20 protein-coding genes are annotated in these 19,408 nt (G+C 70.3%); 15 read left to right on the top strand and 5 right to left on the bottom strand.

Annotated elements, in window-relative coordinates; genetic code table 11:
• The first annotated feature begins 12 nt into the window (after positions 1–12).
• The 8 genes from AC5RVZ_RS09870 (at position 13) to AC5RVZ_RS09835 (ending at position 4,681) form a co-directional block, all read left to right on the top strand.
• Positions 13–927: a TetR/AcrR family transcriptional regulator gene (locus AC5RVZ_RS09870; RefSeq protein WP_494065576.1), complete on the top strand. Its 915-nt coding sequence runs from the start codon at positions 13–15 to the stop codon at positions 925–927.
• 105 nt (positions 928–1,032) lie between these two features.
• Entirely contained in the window at positions 1,033–1,224 is a 192-nt protein-coding gene (locus AC5RVZ_RS09865; RefSeq protein ID WP_045277098.1) for a helix-turn-helix domain-containing protein, read from the top strand.
• A 143-nt stretch (positions 1,225–1,367) separates the two neighbouring features.
• Positions 1,368–2,189 carry a basic amino acid ABC transporter substrate-binding protein gene (locus AC5RVZ_RS09860; protein ID WP_494065575.1) on the top strand — a complete coding sequence of 274 codons (822 nt, stop codon included), beginning with the start codon at positions 1,368–1,370 and terminating at the stop codon, positions 2,187–2,189.
• A 22-nt stretch (positions 2,190–2,211) separates the two neighbouring features.
• Complete coding sequence (locus tag AC5RVZ_RS09855) at positions 2,212–3,003, top strand: amino acid ABC transporter permease (protein WP_494065574.1); 792 nt, start codon at positions 2,212–2,214, stop codon at positions 3,001–3,003.
• The gene (locus tag AC5RVZ_RS09850) at positions 3,000–3,755 is read left to right on the top strand and encodes an amino acid ABC transporter ATP-binding protein (RefSeq protein WP_494065573.1); all 756 of its coding nucleotides are present in this window, start codon (positions 3,000–3,002) and stop codon (positions 3,753–3,755) included. Before AC5RVZ_RS09855 ends, AC5RVZ_RS09850 begins: the two co-directional genes overlap by 4 nt.
• 151 nt (positions 3,756–3,906) lie before the next feature.
• Positions 3,907–4,005, top strand: coding sequence for a 30S ribosomal protein bS22 (locus AC5RVZ_RS09845; RefSeq protein WP_003792170.1), 99 nt, complete (start codon positions 3,907–3,909; stop codon positions 4,003–4,005).
• A 98-nt stretch (positions 4,006–4,103) separates the two neighbouring features.
• Positions 4,104–4,397 (top strand): rhodanese-like domain-containing protein, encoded by a 294-nt coding sequence (locus AC5RVZ_RS09840; RefSeq protein ID WP_494065572.1) that lies wholly within the window; start codon positions 4,104–4,106, stop codon positions 4,395–4,397.
• Between the two features lie 35 nt (positions 4,398–4,432).
• Positions 4,433–4,681, top strand: coding sequence for a glutaredoxin family protein (locus AC5RVZ_RS09835; protein ID WP_494065571.1), 249 nt, complete (start codon positions 4,433–4,435; stop codon positions 4,679–4,681).
• 60 nt (positions 4,682–4,741) lie between these two features.
• Here the strand turns inward: AC5RVZ_RS09835 and AC5RVZ_RS09830 are convergent, their stop codons facing one another.
• Together AC5RVZ_RS09830 and aspS are read right to left on the bottom strand one after the other, a co-directional pair.
• Complete coding sequence (locus tag AC5RVZ_RS09830; RefSeq protein ID WP_494065570.1) at positions 4,742–5,872, bottom strand: ScyD/ScyE family protein; 1,131 nt, start codon at positions 5,870–5,872, stop codon at positions 4,742–4,744.
• Positions 5,873–6,005: 133 nt separating this feature from the next.
• The gene (aspS, locus tag AC5RVZ_RS09825) at positions 6,006–7,346 is read right to left on the bottom strand and encodes an aspartate--tRNA(Asn) ligase (protein ID WP_494065569.1); all 1,341 of its coding nucleotides are present in this window, start codon (positions 7,344–7,346) and stop codon (positions 6,006–6,008) included.
• A gap of 35 nt (positions 7,347–7,381) precedes the next feature.
• Here aspS and AC5RVZ_RS09820 point away from each other — a divergent pair, with 35 nt between their 5' ends.
• The 7 genes from AC5RVZ_RS09820 (at position 7,382) to ccsB (ending at position 13,465) form a co-directional block, all read left to right on the top strand.
• Positions 7,382–7,744 (top strand): hypothetical protein, encoded by a 363-nt coding sequence (locus AC5RVZ_RS09820; protein WP_494065568.1) that lies wholly within the window; start codon positions 7,382–7,384, stop codon positions 7,742–7,744.
• Between the two features lie 84 nt (positions 7,745–7,828).
• Complete coding sequence (locus AC5RVZ_RS09815) at positions 7,829–8,572, top strand: DedA family protein (protein WP_494065567.1); 744 nt, start codon at positions 7,829–7,831, stop codon at positions 8,570–8,572.
• A 42-nt stretch (positions 8,573–8,614) separates the two neighbouring features.
• Positions 8,615–9,244 carry a histidine phosphatase family protein gene (locus AC5RVZ_RS09810; RefSeq protein WP_494065566.1) on the top strand — a complete coding sequence of 210 codons (630 nt, stop codon included), beginning with the start codon at positions 8,615–8,617 and terminating at the stop codon, positions 9,242–9,244.
• Complete coding sequence (locus tag AC5RVZ_RS09805; RefSeq protein WP_494065565.1) at positions 9,241–9,852, top strand: TlpA family protein disulfide reductase; 612 nt, start codon at positions 9,241–9,243, stop codon at positions 9,850–9,852. Before AC5RVZ_RS09810 ends, AC5RVZ_RS09805 begins: the two co-directional genes overlap by 4 nt.
• Positions 9,849–10,685 carry a cytochrome c biogenesis CcdA family protein gene (locus AC5RVZ_RS09800; RefSeq protein WP_494065564.1) on the top strand — a complete coding sequence of 279 codons (837 nt, stop codon included), beginning with the start codon at positions 9,849–9,851 and terminating at the stop codon, positions 10,683–10,685. The genes AC5RVZ_RS09805 and AC5RVZ_RS09800 overlap by 4 nt, the downstream gene beginning before the upstream one ends.
• A complete protein-coding gene (resB, locus tag AC5RVZ_RS09795) occupies positions 10,666–12,399 on the top strand; it encodes a cytochrome c biogenesis protein ResB (protein ID WP_494065563.1) in 1,734 nt (577 codons plus the stop codon). Before AC5RVZ_RS09800 ends, resB begins: the two co-directional genes overlap by 20 nt.
• A gap of 4 nt (positions 12,400–12,403) precedes the next feature.
• Positions 12,404–13,465 carry a c-type cytochrome biogenesis protein CcsB gene (gene ccsB / locus AC5RVZ_RS09790; protein ID WP_494065562.1) on the top strand — a complete coding sequence of 354 codons (1,062 nt, stop codon included), beginning with the start codon at positions 12,404–12,406 and terminating at the stop codon, positions 13,463–13,465.
• 27 nt (positions 13,466–13,492) lie between these two features.
• Here the strand turns inward: ccsB and AC5RVZ_RS09785 are convergent, their stop codons facing one another.
• The 3 genes from AC5RVZ_RS09785 to AC5RVZ_RS09775 form a co-directional block, all read right to left on the bottom strand.
• On the bottom strand, positions 13,493–14,287 hold the full coding sequence (locus AC5RVZ_RS09785; RefSeq protein ID WP_494065561.1) for an SDR family oxidoreductase: 795 nt from the start codon (positions 14,285–14,287) through the stop codon (positions 13,493–13,495).
• Between the two features lie 84 nt (positions 14,288–14,371).
• A complete protein-coding gene (locus AC5RVZ_RS09780; RefSeq protein ID WP_494065560.1) occupies positions 14,372–16,387 on the bottom strand; it encodes a YhgE/Pip family protein in 2,016 nt (671 codons plus the stop codon).
• Positions 16,384–19,293 (bottom strand): MMPL family transporter, encoded by a 2,910-nt coding sequence (locus AC5RVZ_RS09775; protein ID WP_494065559.1) that lies wholly within the window; start codon positions 19,291–19,293, stop codon positions 16,384–16,386. The genes AC5RVZ_RS09780 and AC5RVZ_RS09775 overlap by 4 nt, the downstream gene beginning before the upstream one ends.
• Positions 19,294–19,408 lie beyond the last annotated feature (115 nt).

The following is a 19,408-nucleotide window of genomic DNA, read 5'->3' as shown; positions in this document are numbered from 1 at the left end:
TAGACTGGCGCGATGAACGACGCTCCGGAGCCCGAACTCCCACGCGGCATCGCCTTGGCCTGGGGTGTGGCGGCCGCCCCGCAGCGCGGGCCCAAGCGCGAGATGAGCGTCGAGCGGATCGTGGAGGCGGCGGTCGAGATCGCCGATGCCGAAGGATTGGGCGCCGTCTCGATGGCGGCCGTCGCGGCGCGACTGGGCTTCACGCCGATGTCGCTCTACCGCTACGTCAGCGCGAAGGACGATCTGATTCTGCTCATGCAGGAGGAGGCGACCGGTCTGCCCTCGGAGGAGAGCCGCACCGCGGGGGACTGGCGGGCCCGGCTGACCGCCCTGTATCGCGAGCAGGTGCATCGGTACCTCGAGCATCCTTGGGTGCTCGACGTGCCCATCAGCGGGTCGCCCGCGACACCGAACAGCGCAGCGTGGATGGATGCGGGACTCGCGGCGCTGGCCGACACGCCTCTGAACCATGAGGAGCGGCTCGCGGTGCTGCTGCTCGTGACCGGCGCCGCACGGTGGACCGGGATCGTCCTCGCGGGATACCAGCGGACGGAGCGGGACCGCGGTCTGAGCAGCAGCGACATCACGGCACGCGAGGACGCGCTCTATCGTGCGCTCATCACCGCGGACGGCTATCCGCACCTGCGTGCCGCGATCGACGCCGGCGTCTTCCTCGACGAGTCAGATTCGTTCGCATTCGGGCTGGAGCGCAGCCTCGACGGTGTGGCCGCGTACATCGAGGCCGTCGCGCACGGGCGGACGGCTGAGCGCATGCCCTGGATGGAGCTCGACGACGCCGACATCGCGGACGACAAGCGGTATCGGGAAGCGAGGAAGGCGGTCCGCGACGCCGAGAAGGCGCTACGGGCGGCTCGCAAGCTGGAGCGGCAGGCGGCGCGCGAGGCGAGGGAGCGGCGCGCCCGCTGAGCGGATCATGGCCGGAGCACAGGAGCCCCACCGGTCACATGTGTTTACACGCGTCCCTCCCCGGCTCTAGAGTGTGGACAGCTGTTCTCTGGGGAAAGGGATCTCATGGCGGAGCTGCCGGATGTGCGGTTTCTCACCGTCGCCGAAGTCGCGGAGCTGATGCGCGTATCGAAGATGACGGTCTACCGGCTGGTGCACGCCGGGGAGCTTCCGGCCGTGCGCTTCGGGCGCAGCTATCGCGTCCCCGAGTCCGCCGTCACCGAAGCCCTGCAGCGCCCGATCGCCGACGTGGGCTGACCGATCGGTCCCTGGAGCGTCGGTCACCGGGCTCGCTGACCGTTGTCGCTGTCGGAGCGTGACAAAATAGGGCGACTCGTCGTCTGCTGACGCATCATCCGCGGCATCGCCCCGGATCCCACCGACATCGTCCAGGAGTACTCATGCACCGACGCCCTTCGTTCCTCGTCGGAGCCGGCCTCGCCGCCGCAGCCCTCGCGCTCGCCGGATGCGCCGGTGGCGGATCCGGGAGCGGCACCGACTCCGCGGGCGGCAATGCCGGCGACGATTTCGGTCTGGTGACCCCGGGCACCCTGACGGTGTGCTCCGACATCCCCTACCCGCCGTTCGAGTTCGAGGATGCCGACAGCCCGAGCGGATACTCCGGGTTCGACATCGACCTGCTCACGGCCATCGCCGAAGAGCTGGGTCTGGACGTCGCCGTGCAGGCGGTCGGCTTCGACGGCCTGCAGTCCGGCACGACCCTCGCCGCGGGGCAGTGCGACATCGCGGCATCCGCCATGACCATCACCGAGGAGCGTCAGGCGAACATCGACTTCTCCGACCCGTACTACGACTCGCTGCAGTCCCTGCTCGTGCCGGCCGACTCGGGAATCGCCTCGATCGACGACCTCGGCGGGAAGACGGTCGGCGTCCAGCAGGGCACCACCGGCGAGGCCTACACGGAGGAGAACGCTCCGGAGGATGCCGAGATCGTCGCCTTCCCCTCGGATGGCGAGCTGTGGCCGGCGCTGCAGGCGGGCAACATCGACGCGATCCTGCAGGACCTCCCCGTCAACCTCGAACACGAGCGCGCAGACAGCGCGTACACGATCGTCGAGGAGTACGAGACGGACGAGCAGTACGGATTCGCGTTCGCCAAGGGCGAGAAGACCGCGCTCCTGGAAGCGGTGAACGAGGCACTCGCGCAGCTGCGCGAGGACGGCACGTACCAGGAGATCTACGACGAGTACTTCGCCAACTGACAGCGGCAGCGGAACGCTCACGATGGCGGTGAAACGCACCACCCGGTCGAAGCTGTACCGGGGCACGATGTATGTCCTGTTCATCGGCATCATCGTGTGGATCGGGCTGTCCACCAACTGGCCGCGGCTGGCGCAGCAGTTCTTCAATCTCGAGGTCGCCGCCCAGCAGTTCCCGCAGATCCTCACGATCGCCCTGGTGAACACGCTGCTGTTCACCGTCATCGCCTTCGCAGGCGGCGCGCTCCTGGGCATTCTCTTCGCGATGATGAAGCTGTCGAGCATCGGCCCGTACCGATGGTTCGCGACCGCCTGGATCGAGCTCTTCCGCGGCCTGCCCGCCCTGCTCACGATCTTCGCCGTCGCGTTCATGCTGCCCATCGCGCTGAACGTGCGGGTGCCGGGCGGCCCGGTCGGGGCGGGACTGGTCGGCCTCATCCTGGTGGCCTCCGCGTACATGGCCGAGGTCATCCGCGCCGGGATCCAGGCGGTTCCCAAGGGGCAGACCGAGGCATCCCGGTCGCTGGGCATGTCGCCGTTGAAGACGATGTTCTGGATCATCCTGCCGCAGGGCTTCCGGATCATCATCCCGCCGCTCACGAACGAGTTCGTGCTGCTGCTGAAGGACACGTCGCTGCTGTTCATCGCCGGTTCCACCGTGTTCACGAAGGAGCTGACGACGTTCGCGCGCGACGCCAGCACGACGACGGCGAACGCGACCCCGCTCGTCATGGCGGCGATGCTGTACCTCGTGGTGACGATCCCGCTCACGCGAGCGGCGGCATGGATGGAACGACGGTTGGCGAAGCAGCGATGAGCACCGATCCGAACACAACCGCCGCGCCGGCCATCGAGCTGCGCGGCCTCGTCAAGCGCTTCGGCGACAACGAGGTGCTCCGCTCGATCGACCTCACCGTCATGCCGGGCGAGGTCGTGTGCGTGATCGGTCCCTCGGGGTCCGGCAAGTCGACGCTCCTGCGCTCGGTGAACATGCTCGAGACGCCCAGCGACGGGACCATCCTCATCGAGGGGATCGACATCCTCGATCCCGAGGTCGACATCGACAGCGTCCGCACGCGCATCGGGATGGTCTTCCAGAGCTTCAACCTGTTTCCGCACATGACCGTCCTCGGAAACCTGACGGTCGCGCAGCGGCGCGTGCTGAAGCGGCCGAAGGCCGAGGCTGAGCGCACCGCGCACGAGATGCTCGAGCGCGTCGGACTGGGCGAGAAAGCGGATGCGTACCCGTCGCACCTGTCCGGCGGCCAGCAGCAGCGCGTTGCGATCGCGCGCGCGCTGTGCATGAATCCCGACATGATGCTGTTCGACGAGCCGACATCGGCGCTGGACCCCGAGCTTGTCGGCGAGGTGCTCGCGGTCATGCGCGCACTCGCGGACGAAGGCATGACGATGCTGGTGGTCACGCACGAGATGGGCTTCGCGCGGGAGGTGGGCTCCCGGCTGATCTTCATGGACGGGGGCGTCATCGTCGAGGACGGCGACCCGCGCGAGGTGCTGTCCAACCCGCGGCATTCGCGCACCAAGGACTTCCTGTCGAAGGTGCTCTGATCGCACTGCCGGGCGTCACCCTCTCGGGCGCCCGAGGGGTGCGACACGGCGGGTGGCCCGGGTCGGCTAGACTGTCCCGAGGCGTTTTTCGCAAATCGCCGGTTCCCGGGCGCGGACGCCGCGCCCAGACCCCGACATAGTGAGGTTTTCCGTGGGTTCTGTCATCAAGAAGCGCCGCAAGCGCATGGCGAAGAAGAAGCACCGCAAGCTGCTTCGCAAGACTCGCCACCAGCGCCGCAACAAGAAGTAAGCGGCATCGACACAAGCGTCCCCCGACCGGTCAGCGCCGACGTGCGCTTTCGGTCGACGGGGGCGCTTCGTGTATCGGTCGCGTGACGAAGGGTCAGCATGAAGTCGATCACGGTCCAGCAGCTGCACGAGCGAGCGGGGACCCCGCTCATCGATGTGCGCGAGGAGTGGGAGTTCGCGCAGGGGCACGTCCCCGGCGCGATCAACCTGCCGATGTCGATCCTCGGCGAGCGGCTCGACGAGCTTCCGGATGCCGCGTTCGACGTCATCTGCAAGGTCGGCGGCCGCTCCGCGCGCGTGGTCGAGGCGCTGCAGGCGCGGGGCTACGACGCGACGAACGTCGAGGGCGGGACCGACGAGTGGATCGCATCCGGGTATCCGGTCGCGCACTGAGCCGGCGGCGCGGACGCCGCTTCTAGACTGAGAGCGTGACGACGCTGACCCTCATCGGCAAGCCCGACTGCCACCTGTGCGACGTCGCGCGTGAGGTGGTCGAGACCGTCGTGGCGGACCTGCCGGAGGATGCCGTGGAGGTCGAGGAGCTGTCGATCGCCGACGACCCGGCCCTGTACGCCCAGTGGTGGGAGAAGATCCCGGTGGTGCTCATCGACGGCCGCCTCCACGGGCATTGGCGGGTGTCCCCCGACCGCCTGCGCGCGGCGCTCGCGGCGAACTGACCCGCGCACGAACGCCGCCCGGTCCGCGAAGGGAGCCGAGCGGCGTTCGCTCGGGAGGGTCTAGCGAAGGCTGACGGCGTGCACCTCGCCGGCGCCGGGAAGGATCGCGCCGGTGCTCACATAGGCCGTCGTGCCGTGGATGGCGACCCCGTACGGCGCGAACAGACCGCTCAGCACAGCAGGGTGCTGCTCGCTGCCCGGGATCACCTTGCGCAACGAGCCGATGGGCGGCTGCGTCTCGTCCAGGAAGCTGCCGTCGGTGATCTGCACCGCGTACAGCGTCCGGTGCTGCCAGGCGAGGCTCGTCACATTGCTCAGGCCCGTGGCGTACACCGTCGGCTCCTCGCCCGGGACGACACGCCAGATGCGCGATTCGCCGACCGGGAAGGGGAAGCCCAGGAGTTCGGAGACGTAGTACGCGCCGTCGGGGCCCTGCACGACGTTCGTCGGGACCGACTCGGCGGGAATCGGGTCGCCGCCCCACGGCGGCACCCCCATCGCCGGCGGCAGGACCGCGACCGTGGCGTCGGGCTGATTGCCGCCCATCGTCACCACGGCGTTCGCACCGGCATCGGCGATCGTCCACCGCTTGCTGTTCACGTCGGTGAAGCCGTTGGGGTTGGAGTCGATGTGCCCGCCATCGGGGTTGTGGGCCTGCTCGTACGCGGAGACGTCTACGGCGACACTCAGGTCCTGCCCGATCCGGCCGGTGAGCATGGTGCCCAGCTCCGCGCCCTCGGCTCCGAGCTGCGCCCGGGTCTCCAGGTTGCCGCCGAGGCCCATCAGAACCGCGATGTTGTTGCCACGGACGCTCACGGCCGACGGGCCTGTCGCGGCGGAGCCGTCCGCCCCGGCGAGGGAGGGCAGACCCGTGACGACCCGCGTCTGTACGCCGTGCCGGATCTCGGTGACCGCGCCGGTGTCGCCGAGGCAGACGCTCGCCGCCGGGTCCTCGGGACTGGGCAGGCATGGTCCGTCGCCTCCCGTTCCCGCCTCGGCGACGTACACCGAGCCGCCGGGACCGATGGAGAGCTGTCGTGGATTGTCCAGGCCGCTCGCGACGACCCACGACTCCGCCTCCGCGGCTGTCGCCGGCGCCCCGACGGATGCCAGCGCGAACGCGGCCGCGGTGGCGGTGAGAAGGGCCGATGCGGCCCGGATTCGGTTCTTCCGAGTGTGCGGATAGCTCATGTAAGTCCCCAAAAGCAGATCGTCCGTCGACGAGAGGTTCCTCGCGCCGCACACAGCTTCGAGGGGAGGGCGGATCTGCACAAGGGGGAAAAACCCCGTAGGGGCCCCCTATTCAGCCCCGATGAACCGGCCGTCAGGGTGCGAGGCGCGTCGGGCCACGGAAGAGATAGGTGACCTCGCGGATCGACGATTCGCCGAGCAGCAGCATCAGCACGCGGGCGAGCCCCATTCCGAAGCCGCCGTGCGGCGGTGCGCCGTAGCGGAAGAAGTCGAAGTAGAAGTCGAGGTGCTCCGGCTCCAGGCCCTTCTCCTTGGCCTGTTCGATGAGGACGTCGACGCGGTGCTCACGCTGGGCGCCGGTCGTGATCTCGACCCCCTTGAACAGCAGGTCGTAGCTCTTGGTCAGCCCCGTCCGCTCATCGCGCATGTGATAGAACGCGCGGATCTCGGGGTGGTAGTCGGTGATGAACACGAACTGGTGGTCGTAGGTCTCCTCGACGTACGCGGAGATCTGGCGCTCGCCCTCGGGGTCGAGGTCTCCATCGGTGCGGGGGATGTCGTAGCCGCGGCTCTTGACGATCTCGCGGGCCTCGGCGAGCGGGATGCGGGGGAAGGGCACCGCCGGAACCTGGACCTCGACGCCGAACAGCTCCTGGATCTCGGCGCCGTGCTTGTCCTTCACGGCCTGGATCGCCGTCGCGAGGAGCTCCTCTTGCATGCCGGCGACGTCCTCGTGGGAGTCGATCCAGCTGATCTCGGCGTCGATCGAGGTGAACTCCGTCGCGTGGCGGCTGGTGAACGAGGGGTCGGCGCGGAAGGCGGGCGCGATCTCGAAGATCTTGCCGAACCCGGCGACCTGCGCCATCTGCTTGAAGAACTGAGGCGACTGCGCGAGGTAGGCGGTCTGGTCGCCGAAGTACTCCAGCGAGAAGAGCTCCGCGTTGGACTCGGAGGCCGACGCCATCAGCTTGGGCGAGTGGACCTCGATGTAGTCGCGCTCGATCCAGTACGTGCGCATGGCGTGCTCGAGGGTGGTCTGCACGCGGAAGATGAGGTTGTTGCGGCGCTGGCGGAGGTCGAGGAAGCGCCAGTCCATGCGCTTGTCGAGCCCGCTGTCCGCGGCGATCGGCGTCTCGGGCAGGGCGGCCCCGGCGATCTCCAGCGTGCCGATCCTGATCTCCACGCCGCCGAGCTTCACCCGCTCGTCGTGCTTGAGGTCGCCGGTGACCGTGAGGAACGTGCCGGTGGCGAGGTTCGAGATGGTGTCGGTGAGCGCGAGCGCCGCGGCATCCTGTTCGGATCCGTCCTCGGCGGGACGCGTGGCCGGGTTGACCAGCTGCACGGCGCCGGTCTCGTCGCGCAGGATGACGAACTGCACCTTCTTCTGATCCCGGACGGTCTCGACCCACCCGGAGACCGAGACGGGGCCGTCGGCGAGACCCTGCAGCTGCTGGACGAGAACGCGTTCACTCACGAGCGACAAGTCTACGTGCGCCCTAGGATGAGGCCGTGACCACCCTCGCGCGCTCGTCCCGGCCCGTCCGCGTGTGGGATGTCGTGGCGTCCGTGGTGCTGCTGATCGGACTGGGCGTGCTGGCCGCGCTGACGTCGGTGTTCGGTGCGTTCCTCGCGATGGCATCCGATCCGTGCGGAGCGCGCGACTGCGACACCGGACTCATCTCGGCGGGCATGCTGACGGCGATGATCCTCCCGTGGGTGCTGCTGGCAGCGGCCGTCGTGGTGGTGGTCGTGCTGCTCGTCCGCCGGCGTCTGGCGTTCTGGGTGCCGCTGGTTGGCGTGCCGCTCGTGATCGGCGCGTGGTTCCTCGGAGCCGCGATCGCGTCCGCGGGCGTGCCCGGCTCGACGCTCTGAGCCGCGGCGCGGGGGAGAGCCCTCAGCGGATTCGGGGGTCAGCACCCAGGAAGGATCCATGCCGACCCCGTACCGTGGGGCGGGATGAGCGACAACACCGACACCTCGTGGCTGGGCGCGCTGCTGGACTGGTCCGTCTCGCTGATTAATCTGATCGGCCCTGCCGGAGCCGGCATCGCGATCGCACTCGAGAACATCTTCCCGCCCCTGCCCAGCGAGGTGGTGCTGCCGATGGCCGGCCTCGCGGCCAGCCGCGGCTCGTTCTCGCTGTTCGAGGCGCTGGCATGGACGACGGCCGGCTCGCTGATCGGAGCGCTGCTGCTCTACGGGATCGGCGCGTGGTTCGGCGTCGACCGTCTGCGCCGCATCGCCGCGAAGGTGCCCCTGCTCAAGGCCGACGACATCGACCGGACGGTCGCGTGGTTCGAGCGGCACGGCGGCAAGGCGGTGTTCTTCGGGCGCATGATCCCGATCTTCCGCAGCCTCATCTCCATTCCCGCCGGCGTGACGCGGATGCCGCTGTGGCGGTTCGGGCTGCTGACCACGCTGGGCAGTCTCATCTGGAACACCGTCTTCGTGCTCGCCGGCTACCTGCTGGGGGAGTCGTGGCACATCGTCGAGCAGTACGTCGACGTCGTGCAGTACGCCGTCATCGCGGTGGTCGCCGTCGCCGTGGTCTGGTTCGTCGTCCACCGCACGCGGGCCCTCCTGGCCGTCAAGCGCGAACGCGGTGACGCCGACCGCCTCGACCGCGGTCGCACCGATGACCGCGAGCGCCGCGTCAGCGACGACGCCGAGCGGGAGCCGGCGTCGACCTCGGTGGACTGACGCTCAGCCGCCCCACAGAACAGCCCGCCGTAGACTGGTGCGGTGCCCGCCGATCGCCTGCATCTCGTGCGACACGGGGAGGTTCACAACCCCCGCCGTGTGCTCTACGGGCGACTCCCGGGGTACGGACTGAGCGTCGACGGCCGTCGCATGGCCCGCCAGGCCGCGGAGTTCGTCCGTGCCATGGAGCGCCCGGTCGCCGCGCTCATCTGCTCGCCGCTGCAGCGCACGCAGGAGTCGGCCGAGCCGTTCGCGGAGCTGTTCGGCATCGCGGCGCGGGTGGATGACCGCGTGATCGAGCCGACCAACGTCTTCGAGGGCAGGCGGATGCTGCACGCGCTGGTCAATCCGTGGAACTGGCGCCACCTGCGCAAGCCGGCCCTGCCGAGCTGGGGGGAGCCGTACGCCGACGTCGTCGGTCGCATGAACGCGGCGATGACGGAGGCGTGGGATGCCGCCGATTCGGGCGACATCGTCATCGTGTCCCATCAGCTGCCGATCTGGATCACGCACCTCGCCGTCGCGGGTCTTCCGCTGCGGCACGATCCCCGCACGCGACGCTGCGCGCTGTCGAGTGTCACCAGCTTCGAGATGCGGGACGGGAAGTGGACCGAGACGGCGTACGCCGAACCGGCGTCCACGTCCGGCGCCGTGGACGTGGGGGCGGTATGAGGAAGATCGTGCGCGGTGCGCGGGCCGCGGCTTCCGCTCTTCTCGCGGCCGGGCTGGCGGCAGGTCTGGTCGCCTGCACGGACGACCCGCTGGCGGATCAGTACCGCGAGGGCGACAACAAGGGGTTCATCGCCGCCGACGGTCTGCGCGTGGAGGAGGTCGCTCCCGACGAGCGCACCGAGCCCATCGAGTTCGAGGCCGCGCTCGACGTGGGGGGCACCGCCTCGAGCGCCGACTACGCCGGCGAGGTCCTCGTGGTCAACTTCTGGTACGCCGCGTGCGCGCCGTGCCGCGTCGAGGCGGCCGAGCTCGAAGAGGCTCACCAGACGTTCGCCGCCGACGACGTGTCGTTCCTCGGTGTGAATCTGTATGACGGCGCCGAGGCATCCCGCGCGTTCGCCGAGAAGTACGGCGTGACCTATCCCAGCGCGCTGACCACGGTCGACGGCTCGATCAAGCTCGCGTTCGCCGGCCAGACGCCGCTGAACGCCGTCCCGGTCACCCTGGTCCTGGACCGCGAGGGCCGGGTCGCCGCTCGCATCATCGGGCAGCTGGAGGAGGCGTCCATCCTCGAGACGCTCGTGCGCGAGACGCTGGAGGAGGCGTGAACCTCGCCGACCTCGTCGCCGACGGCTCGCTCCTGGTCGCGGTCCCCATCGCCGTGCTGGCAGGGCTCATCTCTTTCCTGTCGCCGTGCGTGCTGCCCCTCGTGCCCGGGTACCTCGGGTTCATCGGCGGCGCCGTCGCGCCGCGGGCGCCGCGCGCCGTTGCGCACCCCGTTTCGTCCGGCTCCGCTCGCCCGGTGAACGGAGGGAGCCCGGTCCCTGAGCACGGACCGCAGGGAAGCGATGAGACGCAGCCCGCACGCGGGCGGCTGGTGCTGGGGGTCCTGCTCTTCATCGCCGGCTTCACCGTCGTGTTCGTCAGCATGGCGATGCTCGGCGGCACGGTCGGCCGGTTCCTGCTCGAATACGCCGACCTCATCACGCGGATCCTCGGCGTCGTCGTCATCGCGATGGGCCTGGTCTTCATCGGCGTCTTCGGCCTGGCGCAGCGGATCGTCCGGCCGCAGATCCGCGGGAACCTCGGCCTCGTCGGCGCGCCGCTGCTCGGGATCGCGCTGGGCATCGGGTGGGCGCCGTGCATCGGCCCGACACTGGCGGTGATCCTCACGATGTCCTTCGACGCCGCCTCGACCGGCCGTGCGGCGCTCCTCGGGGTGGCCTACTCGCTCGGCCTCGGCATCCCGTTCGTGCTGCTCACGCTCGGCTTCGGCTGGGCGACGCGATCCGTCGCGTTCGTGCGCCGTCACATCCGGGTGGTCAACCTCGTCGGCGGCGCGGTGCTGATCGTGCTGGGCGTGCTCATGCTCACCGGGGCGTGGACGGCGATCATGGCGCAGCTGCAGGGGGTGTTCGCCAGTGTCCCGGCCCCTCTCTGACGACAGCACCGCGGCGGTCCCCGAGTCCGTCGAAGGGACGCTGCGCCCCGACGACCACGCCGACGGCGGCCGTGCCGAGGCATCCGACGACGTCGCGCAGCCCGCGCTCGGAGCGATCGGGTGGCTGCGCTGGGGCTGGCGCCAGCTGACGTCGATGCGCACCGCGCTCGTGCTGCTGCTGCTGCTCGCCATCGCCGCCGTCCCCGGATCCCTCGTGCCGCAGCGAGGCGCCGACCCCAACGGCGTCACGCAGTACTTCAACGACAATCCCGACCTGGCGCCCATCCTCGACGGCCTGAGTCTGTTCGACGTGTACACGTCGCCGTGGTTCTCGGCGATCTACATCCTGCTGTTCATCTCGCTCGTGGGCTGCGTGATCCCGCGCACGAAGCACCATTGGAAGGCGCTGCGCGCCAAGCCGCCGCGGACGCCCGCTCGTCTGTCGCGGCTGGATGTGCACCGCACCGAGGTGCTCGAGGCGACCGACGACGCGGATGCCGCGACACTGGCCGCGTCCGCCGTCGGGTCGGCGCAGCAGCACCTGAGGAAGAGCGGCTACCGCGTCGAGCGCTACGACACCGGCAGGACCCTGTCGGTGTCGGCCGAGCGCGGATACCTGCGCGAGACGGGCAATCTCGTCTTCCACGCCGCGCTCGTGGGCGTTCTGCTCGCCGTCGGCATCGGCGGCGGGTTCACCTACACCGGTCAGACGGTCATCATCGAGGGTCGCACCTGGGTGAACACCCTCCTCGACTACACCTCCTTCAACCCGGGACGCTTCGTCGACGAGGACGGGCTCACGCCGTATGCGCTCACGCTCGACCGCTTCGATGTGACCTATCAGCCGCTGGGCACCGAGGGTGCCGGGCAGGCCGGTGATTTCGTCGCCAACCTCACGACGCAGCGCGCCGGCGAGGCGCCCGAGTCCGGAGAGGTGCGCGTCAACCACCCGCTCGAGATGGAGGGCGACCGCATCTATCTGATGGGCAACGGCTACGCCCCGACGCTGACGATCCGGGATGCGGACGGACAGGTCGTCTTCTCGGAGTCGGTGCCGTTCCTGCCGCAGGACACGAACATGACCTCGCTGGGCGTGGTGAAGGTCCCCGACGGCCTGCCCGAGCAGGTCGGACTGGTCGGCTTCTTCTACCCGACGCAGGCGCCGCTGTCGACCGGGGCGTTCGCGTCGGCCTACCCCGCCCTGGTGAACCCCGTCGTGTCGCTCGACGTGTACGTAGGGGACCTCGGCATCGACGGCGGCATCCCGCGGTCGGTGTACACGCTCGACACCAGCGAGATGGAGAAGCTCGCAGGCCGCGGCGCCGACGTCGACGCGCTCGAACTGGCGCCCGGCGAGACGGCCGAGCTTCCGGGCGGCCTCGGAACCATCACGTTCGAGAACGAGGCGCCCGACGGCGCGAGCGGATACGACGGCTCGGTCAAGCGGTACGTCTCGCTGTCGATCCATCGGGATGCCGCCGCGGGCTGGGTGCTCGTGTTCGCGGTGCTGGCGACGGCCGGCCTGCTGGCCGCGCTGTTCGTGCCGCGGCGGCGCATGTGGGTCAAGGCGACCGTGGAGGGTCACACCGTCCGGGTCGAGTACGCGGGCCTGGCGCGCGGCGAGGATCCCGCGCTGGCCGATGCCGTCGACCAGTTCGCCCAGCGTCACCGGGCCGGTCTCTCGGGCCCGCCGCCGGGCGCCCGCGTAGACTGAGATCATGCCCGAAACCTCCGTCTTCACGCTCGACTCGGTCTCGGTGCTGCTGGTCTGGACCGCGATCGCGATCTACGCACTCGCGTTCGTCGCGTACGCGGTCGACCTCGCTCGTCGCGGTGCGATGGCCGTCGAGGTCAAGGACGCCGCCGCGAAGGACGCCCGCGTCCGCGAGCGCGAAGTCGTGATGGCAGGCGCCGGCCACGGCGCGTCCCGGGATGCTGTCGCGGCGCAGGCGCTCGGCGGGGAATCGGCCCTCGACGCCCCGATCGGACGCCGTCAGCGACTCGTGTGGGCGCGCATCGGCACGTCGCTCACCGTGCTGGGGTTCCTCTTCCATCTGGGCGCCGACGTCACGCGCGGCATCGCCGCCGGACGCGTGCCGTGGTCGAACATGTACGAGTTCGCCCTCACCGGAACCCTCCTCATCGTCGCGGTCTACCTCGCGGTGCTGTTCCGGTACGACCTGCGCTTCCTCGGAACGTTCATCACCGGCCTGGTCGTCGTGCTGCTCGGCGGCACCGCGATCTGGTTCTACACCGACATCGTCCCGCTGATGGACCCGCTGAAGTCGGTGTGGCTCGTGATCCACGTGTTCGTGGCATCCCTGTCGACGGCCCTGTTCGCCCTGGCGTTCGCGCTCTCGGTCCTGCAGCTCATGCAGGCGCGGCGCGAGCGGAAGACGGCCGCCGCGGATGCCTCGGCCACGGGTCCCGCCAAGACCGGTCCGCGGTTCCTCCGGACGCTTCCCAGCGCCGACGCGCTGGAGTCGCTGGCGTACCGCTTCGCGATCATCGGCTTCATCTTCTGGACCTTCACGCTCATCGCCGGCGCGATCTGGGCCAACGACGCGTGGGGCCGCTACTGGGGCTTCGACACGAAGGAAGTCTGGACCTTCGTGATCTGGGTCCTCTACGCCGGCTACATCCACGCGCGCGCGACCCGCGGCTGGCGCGGCGCGCGATCGGCGTGGCTGTCGATCATCGGCTTCACCGCCGTGATCTTCAACTTCACGATCGTGAACATGTTCTTCAAGGGGCTGCACGCCTACTCCGGCCTCAGCTGATCCGCCCGCCGGAGCGCCGGGCGCCGGTCATGGCGTGCGCCACTCGTCGGAACGCAGGTCCGATCCTCCCTGCGGCCCCATCAGCAGCATCCCGCCGTCGACCACGAACGACGCGCCCGTGACGTACGAGGCCTTCCCCGACGCGAGGTAGGCGACGGTGGACGCCACCTCGCGGGCGTCGCCCGATCGGCGCAGCGGGATGCCGGGTCGCTCCGTCGAGCGCGGGTCGACGTCGGCCATGCCGGTCATCGGGGTGGCGATCTCGCCCGGGGCCACCGTGTTCGCGGTGATGCCGTGGACGCCGAGCTCGAGGGCCGCGCTCTTCATGACGCCCGCCAGGCCGTGCTTGGCGGCGTTGTACGCGGTGAAGCCGACGCGGGGGAGATGCTCGTTCACGCTCGTCACCGCGATGAGTCGGCCGCCGCGTCCCGCCGCCACCATGCGGCGCGCGGCTCGCTGGATGCACAGGAACGCCCCCGTCAGGTCGACCGCGAGCGTCCGGCCCCAGTTGTCGGCAGTGATCTCGAGGAACGCCGCGCTGTCGACCATTCCGGCATTGCTGACGAAGACGTCCAGCCCGCCGAGCCGGTCGGCCAGCTCGTCGACGACGTCCGCGGCGGACGCGTCTCCCGTGTCGAGGTACGCCCACTCCGCGCGCCGGCCGTGGGCGCGGACCTCTTCGGCGGTGCCCCGGGCCCCTTCCTCGTCGGCGTGCCACGTGATCCCCACGTCCATGCCGTCCTCGGCCAGCGCGACGGCGATGGCACGCCCGATCCCCGATTCGGCTCCGGTGACGACGGCGCGGCGTGGGCTGAAGTCCATGTCGGGAGTCTCCCGGACAGCGCCCGCCACGGTCGAGCGGCTTGACACGTTCCCCCCTGCGGGAGACGGTGCGGGCGCGCCGGGTCAGGCGGACGGGGTGGGCTCGAGGAGGGAACGGGCAGAGGTGGTGCGGCGCCGCGCCACGACGAGCATCGTGACGAGAAGGCTGAGCAGGGTCCACACCACGAGTCCGGTGAAGGCGGCACCGAGCCCGGAGGCCGATGTCAGCGCCGCCAGCATGCCCTGATAGGCCGGCGCCGTGGGCATCAGCTGTGCCACGCCCGAGAGCACCCCCGGAACGGTCGAGACGACCCCCGTCGCGGCGGCGAGGACTCCGATGAGCGCCGACACCCAGCGGCCCGCGCCGCCGAGCACCGCGACGAGCGACTGGTTGACGGCGGCGAACGCGACGCCGGCGACGACGCAGACGGCGGCGAACACCGACCATTCGGCCCACGTGTAGGTGGCGGCGAGCTGGACGACGCCTGCCACCGACAGCCCCTGCAGCGCTCCCAGCCCGGCGGCGGGCAGGTAGGAACGCAGCGCGAGCCACGCCGACGGTGCGCGCGAGGTCAGCGCGCGACGCGACACCGCCTGCAGCGCGATGAACGTGCCCAGCCCGCCGAACCACAGCGCGAGCGTCGCCAGCAGTGGAACGGCCGATGCCCCGAACAGCGACGTGCCCACGCCCTCGGCCTCGACCGGATCTGCGACGACATTCGCGAGGTCGGACGCCTCTTCGTCGGTGTACGACGGGATCGAGTCGGTCGCCGTTGAGAGGCCGTCCGCGAGCTCGCCGGTGCCGTCCGCGAGCTGAGCCACACCGTCGGCGAGGCTCGTGGCGCCGTCGGCCGCCTGCGATGCGCCGGTGGCAAGCTGCGACGCACCGGCGGCGAGCTCTCGCGCGCCGGCGGCGGACTGCGTCGTCGCCGTCTGCAGCTGACCGAGCCCCGACGCGAGGCTGCGCACGCCGCTCGAGGCTTCGACGAGACCTGCGCTCGTCTGATCCATCAGGCTGGAGATGCCGCTCGCGGTGGGAGCCGCGTAGCCCGCCGCGGTCCCGGCACTGATCGCGGCAGCGCCCGCGTCCTGCGCCGCCGTCCCGGTCGCCGCGGCGAGGGACTGCAGCTGCGCGCAGAAGGTGTCGGCGGGCGTGGCCGGAACGCACTGGGCGGCCAGGGCGCCGAGCTGCTGAGCCAGTCCAGGCGTGCCTGTCTCGGGGTTGCCGCCGAGTGCCACCGCCAGGGCTGCGGTCTGCCGGGCTGCGGTGCCGGACTGGCCGGCGGCGGTGTTGGCGGCATCCAGCAGGTCCTGGTTCTTCACGGCCGACGCCGCCGCGTCGAGCCCGACGGCGACCTCGTTCGCGCCGCCCGCCGCGCCGCCGATCCCCGCGGCGATCTGGTCGAGGCCACCGGCGAGCTGCGTCGCGCCGTCGGAGAGCTGCGAGCCGCCGTCGGCGAGCTGCGCGATGCCGTCGGGGAGCTGGGACGCGCCGTCCGCGGCCTGCTGCGCACCGTCGGCGAGATCCGTCGCTCCGTCGGCCGCCGTGCCGAGCTGGTCGCCGAGGGTCGTGAACCCGAGGAAGACGTTCTCGAGGTACACCGACGACAGCTCGGTCCCCATCGTCGAGGCCGCGGCGCCCGCCACCTGCGCCGTGATCGCGTCGTCCACGATGAGGCTGTCGGGCGGGGTCTGCACCTGGATGGTCGCCCGCTCGGGCACCTCGCCGGGCTGCGTCGAGGTTGCCGCAGCCGAGAAGTTCTCGGGGATCGTGATGACCGCTGCATAGGTGCCGTCGGCGAGTCCGGATGCCGCGTCGTCGGCGTTGGAGATCGTCCAGGTGAGGTTGCTCTCCAGCTCGTCGGAGCCTTCGACGAGACCTGCCGCAAGCTGCCGGCCGAGCGGTGCCGTCCGGCCGTCGATGGTGACCGGCTCGTCCTCGTTCACGATCGCGGCGGTGAGACTGTCGAGGCGCTCGACGGGGTTGTACAGCGCGGCGACGAGGACGCCGCCGATCACGACAGGGAGCAGCAGCACGCCCAGAAGCGTCAGCCATGTGACGGGCCGCCGCGAGCGTGAGCGTTCGATGGAGAGAGTCATGCGTTCACCTCGGAAGAAGCGGAAGTGCGGGCGAGTCCCGTGGACAGCGCCAGAGATTCGACGTGCGGTCGGTGGGCGTCGGAGAGGAGCCAGAGCGCCGCGGACTCCGAGCGCGCGGTGACGATGAGCGTCAGCGCCGCGGAGTCGCCCCGGCCGCCGGGCCGCGATGCACGCACGGCCTGCGACGCGTCGCGCAGCAGCGCGGCAGCCTGGTCCCGTTCGGCGGCATCCAGCGCATCCGCACCGTCGATCACCACGATCGCAGGGCGGCCGGCCACGGCATCCCGCAGCGCTTCGACGTGGTTCTCACCCTCGTCCAGCAGCGCCAGGCCCACGTGCCCGCGAACCCAGACAGCGCGCTCGGGCAGGAGGTGGCCGCCGACGCGAAGGCGCCCGTCCGTGATCGCCAGGCGGCCCGACACGGCGAGGGCGAACGCGCGAGCCGCCCGCGGGTCGCCCGTGACGATGAGCGTCCCACCGGGCTCGACGCGGAACGAGGCATCCGAGAACAGCGCCACGCTGCCTCTCGCCCGGCCGCCCTCGACCTCCACGGCGACGCCGTCGCCGACGACCGCCGCTGTGCTGCCGGGCTCCGGCCAGTCGGCGAGGGCGAGCTCCCGCTCGACCGCCTCGCCCTCGATGTCGAAGTGGGGGAGGACCCGCTCCAGCCAGCGCGGCATCCACCATGCCCGCTCGCCCAGCAGCGCCATGACCGCAGGAACGAGCGTCATGCGCACGAGGAAGGCGTCGACCGCGATGCCGACGGCCAAGCCCAGCGCGATCGGCTTGATCGACGAGTCGCCCTCGGGGACGAACGCGGCGAACACGGCGAACATGATGACGGCGGCGGCCGTGACCACGCGCGCGGATGCGGTGAAGCCGGAACGGACCGCGCCGATCGCGACATCCCGGCGCGACCGTGTGGGATGCCCCGCGGCTGCGCGCCGCGCATGCACGTAGTCCTCGCGCATGCGGCTGACGAGGAACACCTGGTAGTCCATGGCGAGGCCGAACAGCACTCCCATCAGGATGATCGGCATGAAGCTGATCACCGGCCCGGTCCGGGTGACGTGCAGCAGGTCGGCGAACCAGCCCCACTCGAAGACGGCCGCGACGACGCCGAAGGAAGCCGCGACCGAGAGCAGGTAGCCGAGGGCGGCCTTGATCGGCACCCAGATCGACCGGAACACGATCATCAGGAGCACCAGCGAGAGACCGACGACGAAGATGCCGAAGGGCACGAGCGCTGCGCCGAGCCGGTCGGAGATGTCGATGCCGACCGCGGTGAACCCGGTCACCTTGAGGTCGACGCCGTACTCGTCCTTCAGCTCGGGAGCGAGATCCCGCAGGTTCCGCACCAGGTCGGCGGTCGCCGGGTCATCGGGCGCGGTCTCGGGCACGATCTGGATGAGTCCGGTGTCGGCGGTCTCGTTCGGCGTCGCGAGGGCGATCTCCTTGACGCCGCGGACCTGCTCGATCTCGTCCGCGAGGTCCTGCATGAGCCCCAGCGGGTCGGTCGACGTGACGATCGTCCCGGTCATGATGAGGGGACCGTTCGCGCCCGGGCCGAAGTGCTCCGCGGTCAGGTCGTATGCCTGACGGGCCTGGCTCTCGGGCGGCTGCACCCCCGCGTTCGGCAGCGCGAGGGTGAGGCTTGCGGCCGGGATCGCCATGATCCCGAGGGTCAGCACAACGGCGATGGTGGTGACGAGCGGATGCCTCGTGACGAGCATCACCCACCTGTTCGGCTCCTTGGCCGGGTGCGGTGCGGCCAGGGCACCCTCCTCATCGACGGTCGCGTCGGCCTCCACCCGTCGGCCGGCTTCCTGAGCCGGTGCCGTGCGGCGCCCGGGCAGGGGCACGCCGGCACCCGCGCGGCGGCGCCAGCCGGCGACCCGGCCCTTCGCGAGCCCCAGCAGCGCCGGGGTCATCGTGATGGCGACGACGACGGCGATGGCGACGGCGACCGCCGCGGCCACGCCCATTGTGGTGAGGAACGGGATGCCGGCGAAGCTCAGCCCGATGAGCGCGATCAGCACCGTCACCCCGGCGAACACCACGGCCGAGCCGGCCGTGCCCGTCGCGCGGGCGGCCGACTCCTCGGGCTGGACTCCCGCGCGGACCTGGTCCTGATGGCGCGCGACGATGAACAGGGCGTAGTCGATCCCGACCGCGAGACCCAGCATGATCGCGAGCATCGGGGTGGTGGACGAGATCGAGGCGAACGCGGTCGAGACGTAGATGAGGGCGATCGCCAGGCCCACCCCGATGAGCGCCGACACGAGCGGGAACCACGCGACGGCGAACGAGCGGAAGGTCACGATGAGCACGAAGAGCGCGATGAGCACGCCGACGGCCTCGATGATCGACAGCGCCGGGACCGACGTCGAGAACAGGTCGCCGCCGATGGCGACCTGAGATCCTTCGGGCAGCTCCTGACGCAGCGTCGACGCCACATCCTCCAGCGCGGCCTTGGTGCCGTCGGAGACATCCGTGGCCTGCCCGTCGAACTGGAGGCGCACGATGGCGGCGGTGTCGTCGTCCGACACCATGCCGGTGACCATCTCGTCGAAGGGGTCGGTCACGGCGATGACGCCGTCGAGATCTTCGAGCTCCGCGACGGTGTCGGCGATGCCCTCGGCGTACGGGTCCTGATCCACCGCATCGCCGTCCCCTGCGACGATCACCAGCTGGGCGCTGGTGCCGCTGGCCTGCGGGAAGCTGCGGTCCAGCAGCTCGATGCCCTCCTGAGCCTCCGTGCCAGGGATGGAGAATGAGTTGTCGGTCCCCTTCATGAAGACCAGCGCGCCTCCGCCGGCGATGCCCAGCAGCACCAGCCACGCGATCAGCACGCGCCACGGGTGCCGGTACGCCCAGCGGCCGAGGGCATACAGAAGAGTCGACACAGCGCCTCCGGAGTCACGAATCGATCAGAGCGGACTTTCGATACAGCGCTGTATCGGATACATGAGTGTATCGTAGAGGCGGCTCGGGCACTCAAGCTGTGGAGTCACCGAGTAC

This window comes from Arthrobacter sp. Cza30 (assembly GCF_059090765.1).
This window is presented reverse-complemented; position numbering and strand designations above follow the sequence as displayed.

Excerpts from the sequence above, each read along its gene's own strand:
- AC5RVZ_RS09785 (WP_494065561.1), bottom strand. The coding sequence starts at position 14,287 with ATGGACTTCAGCCCACGCCGCGCCGTCGTCACCGGAGCCGAATCGGGG.
- AC5RVZ_RS09805 (WP_494065565.1), top strand. The coding sequence starts at position 9,241 with ATGAGGAAGATCGTGCGCGGTGCGCGGGCCGCGGCTTCCGCTCTTCTC.
- AC5RVZ_RS09855 (WP_494065574.1), top strand. The coding sequence starts at position 2,212 with ATGGCGGTGAAACGCACCACCCGGTCGAAGCTGTACCGGGGCACGATG.
- AC5RVZ_RS09860 (WP_494065575.1), top strand. The coding sequence starts at position 1,368 with ATGCACCGACGCCCTTCGTTCCTCGTCGGAGCCGGCCTCGCCGCCGCA.
- AC5RVZ_RS09815 (WP_494065567.1), top strand. The coding sequence starts at position 7,829 with ATGAGCGACAACACCGACACCTCGTGGCTGGGCGCGCTGCTGGACTGG.
- AC5RVZ_RS09850 (WP_494065573.1), top strand. The coding sequence starts at position 3,000 with ATGAGCACCGATCCGAACACAACCGCCGCGCCGGCCATCGAGCTGCGC.
- AC5RVZ_RS09780 (WP_494065560.1), bottom strand. The coding sequence starts at position 16,387 with ATGACTCTCTCCATCGAACGCTCACGCTCGCGGCGGCCCGTCACATGG.
- AC5RVZ_RS09840 (WP_494065572.1), top strand. The coding sequence starts at position 4,104 with ATGAAGTCGATCACGGTCCAGCAGCTGCACGAGCGAGCGGGGACCCCG.
- ccsB (WP_494065562.1), top strand. The coding sequence starts at position 12,404 with ATGCCCGAAACCTCCGTCTTCACGCTCGACTCGGTCTCGGTGCTGCTG.
- AC5RVZ_RS09865 (WP_045277098.1), top strand. The coding sequence starts at position 1,033 with ATGGCGGAGCTGCCGGATGTGCGGTTTCTCACCGTCGCCGAAGTCGCG.
- AC5RVZ_RS09870 (WP_494065576.1), top strand. The coding sequence starts at position 13 with ATGAACGACGCTCCGGAGCCCGAACTCCCACGCGGCATCGCCTTGGCC.
- AC5RVZ_RS09830 (WP_494065570.1), bottom strand. The coding sequence starts at position 5,872 with ATGAGCTATCCGCACACTCGGAAGAACCGAATCCGGGCCGCATCGGCC.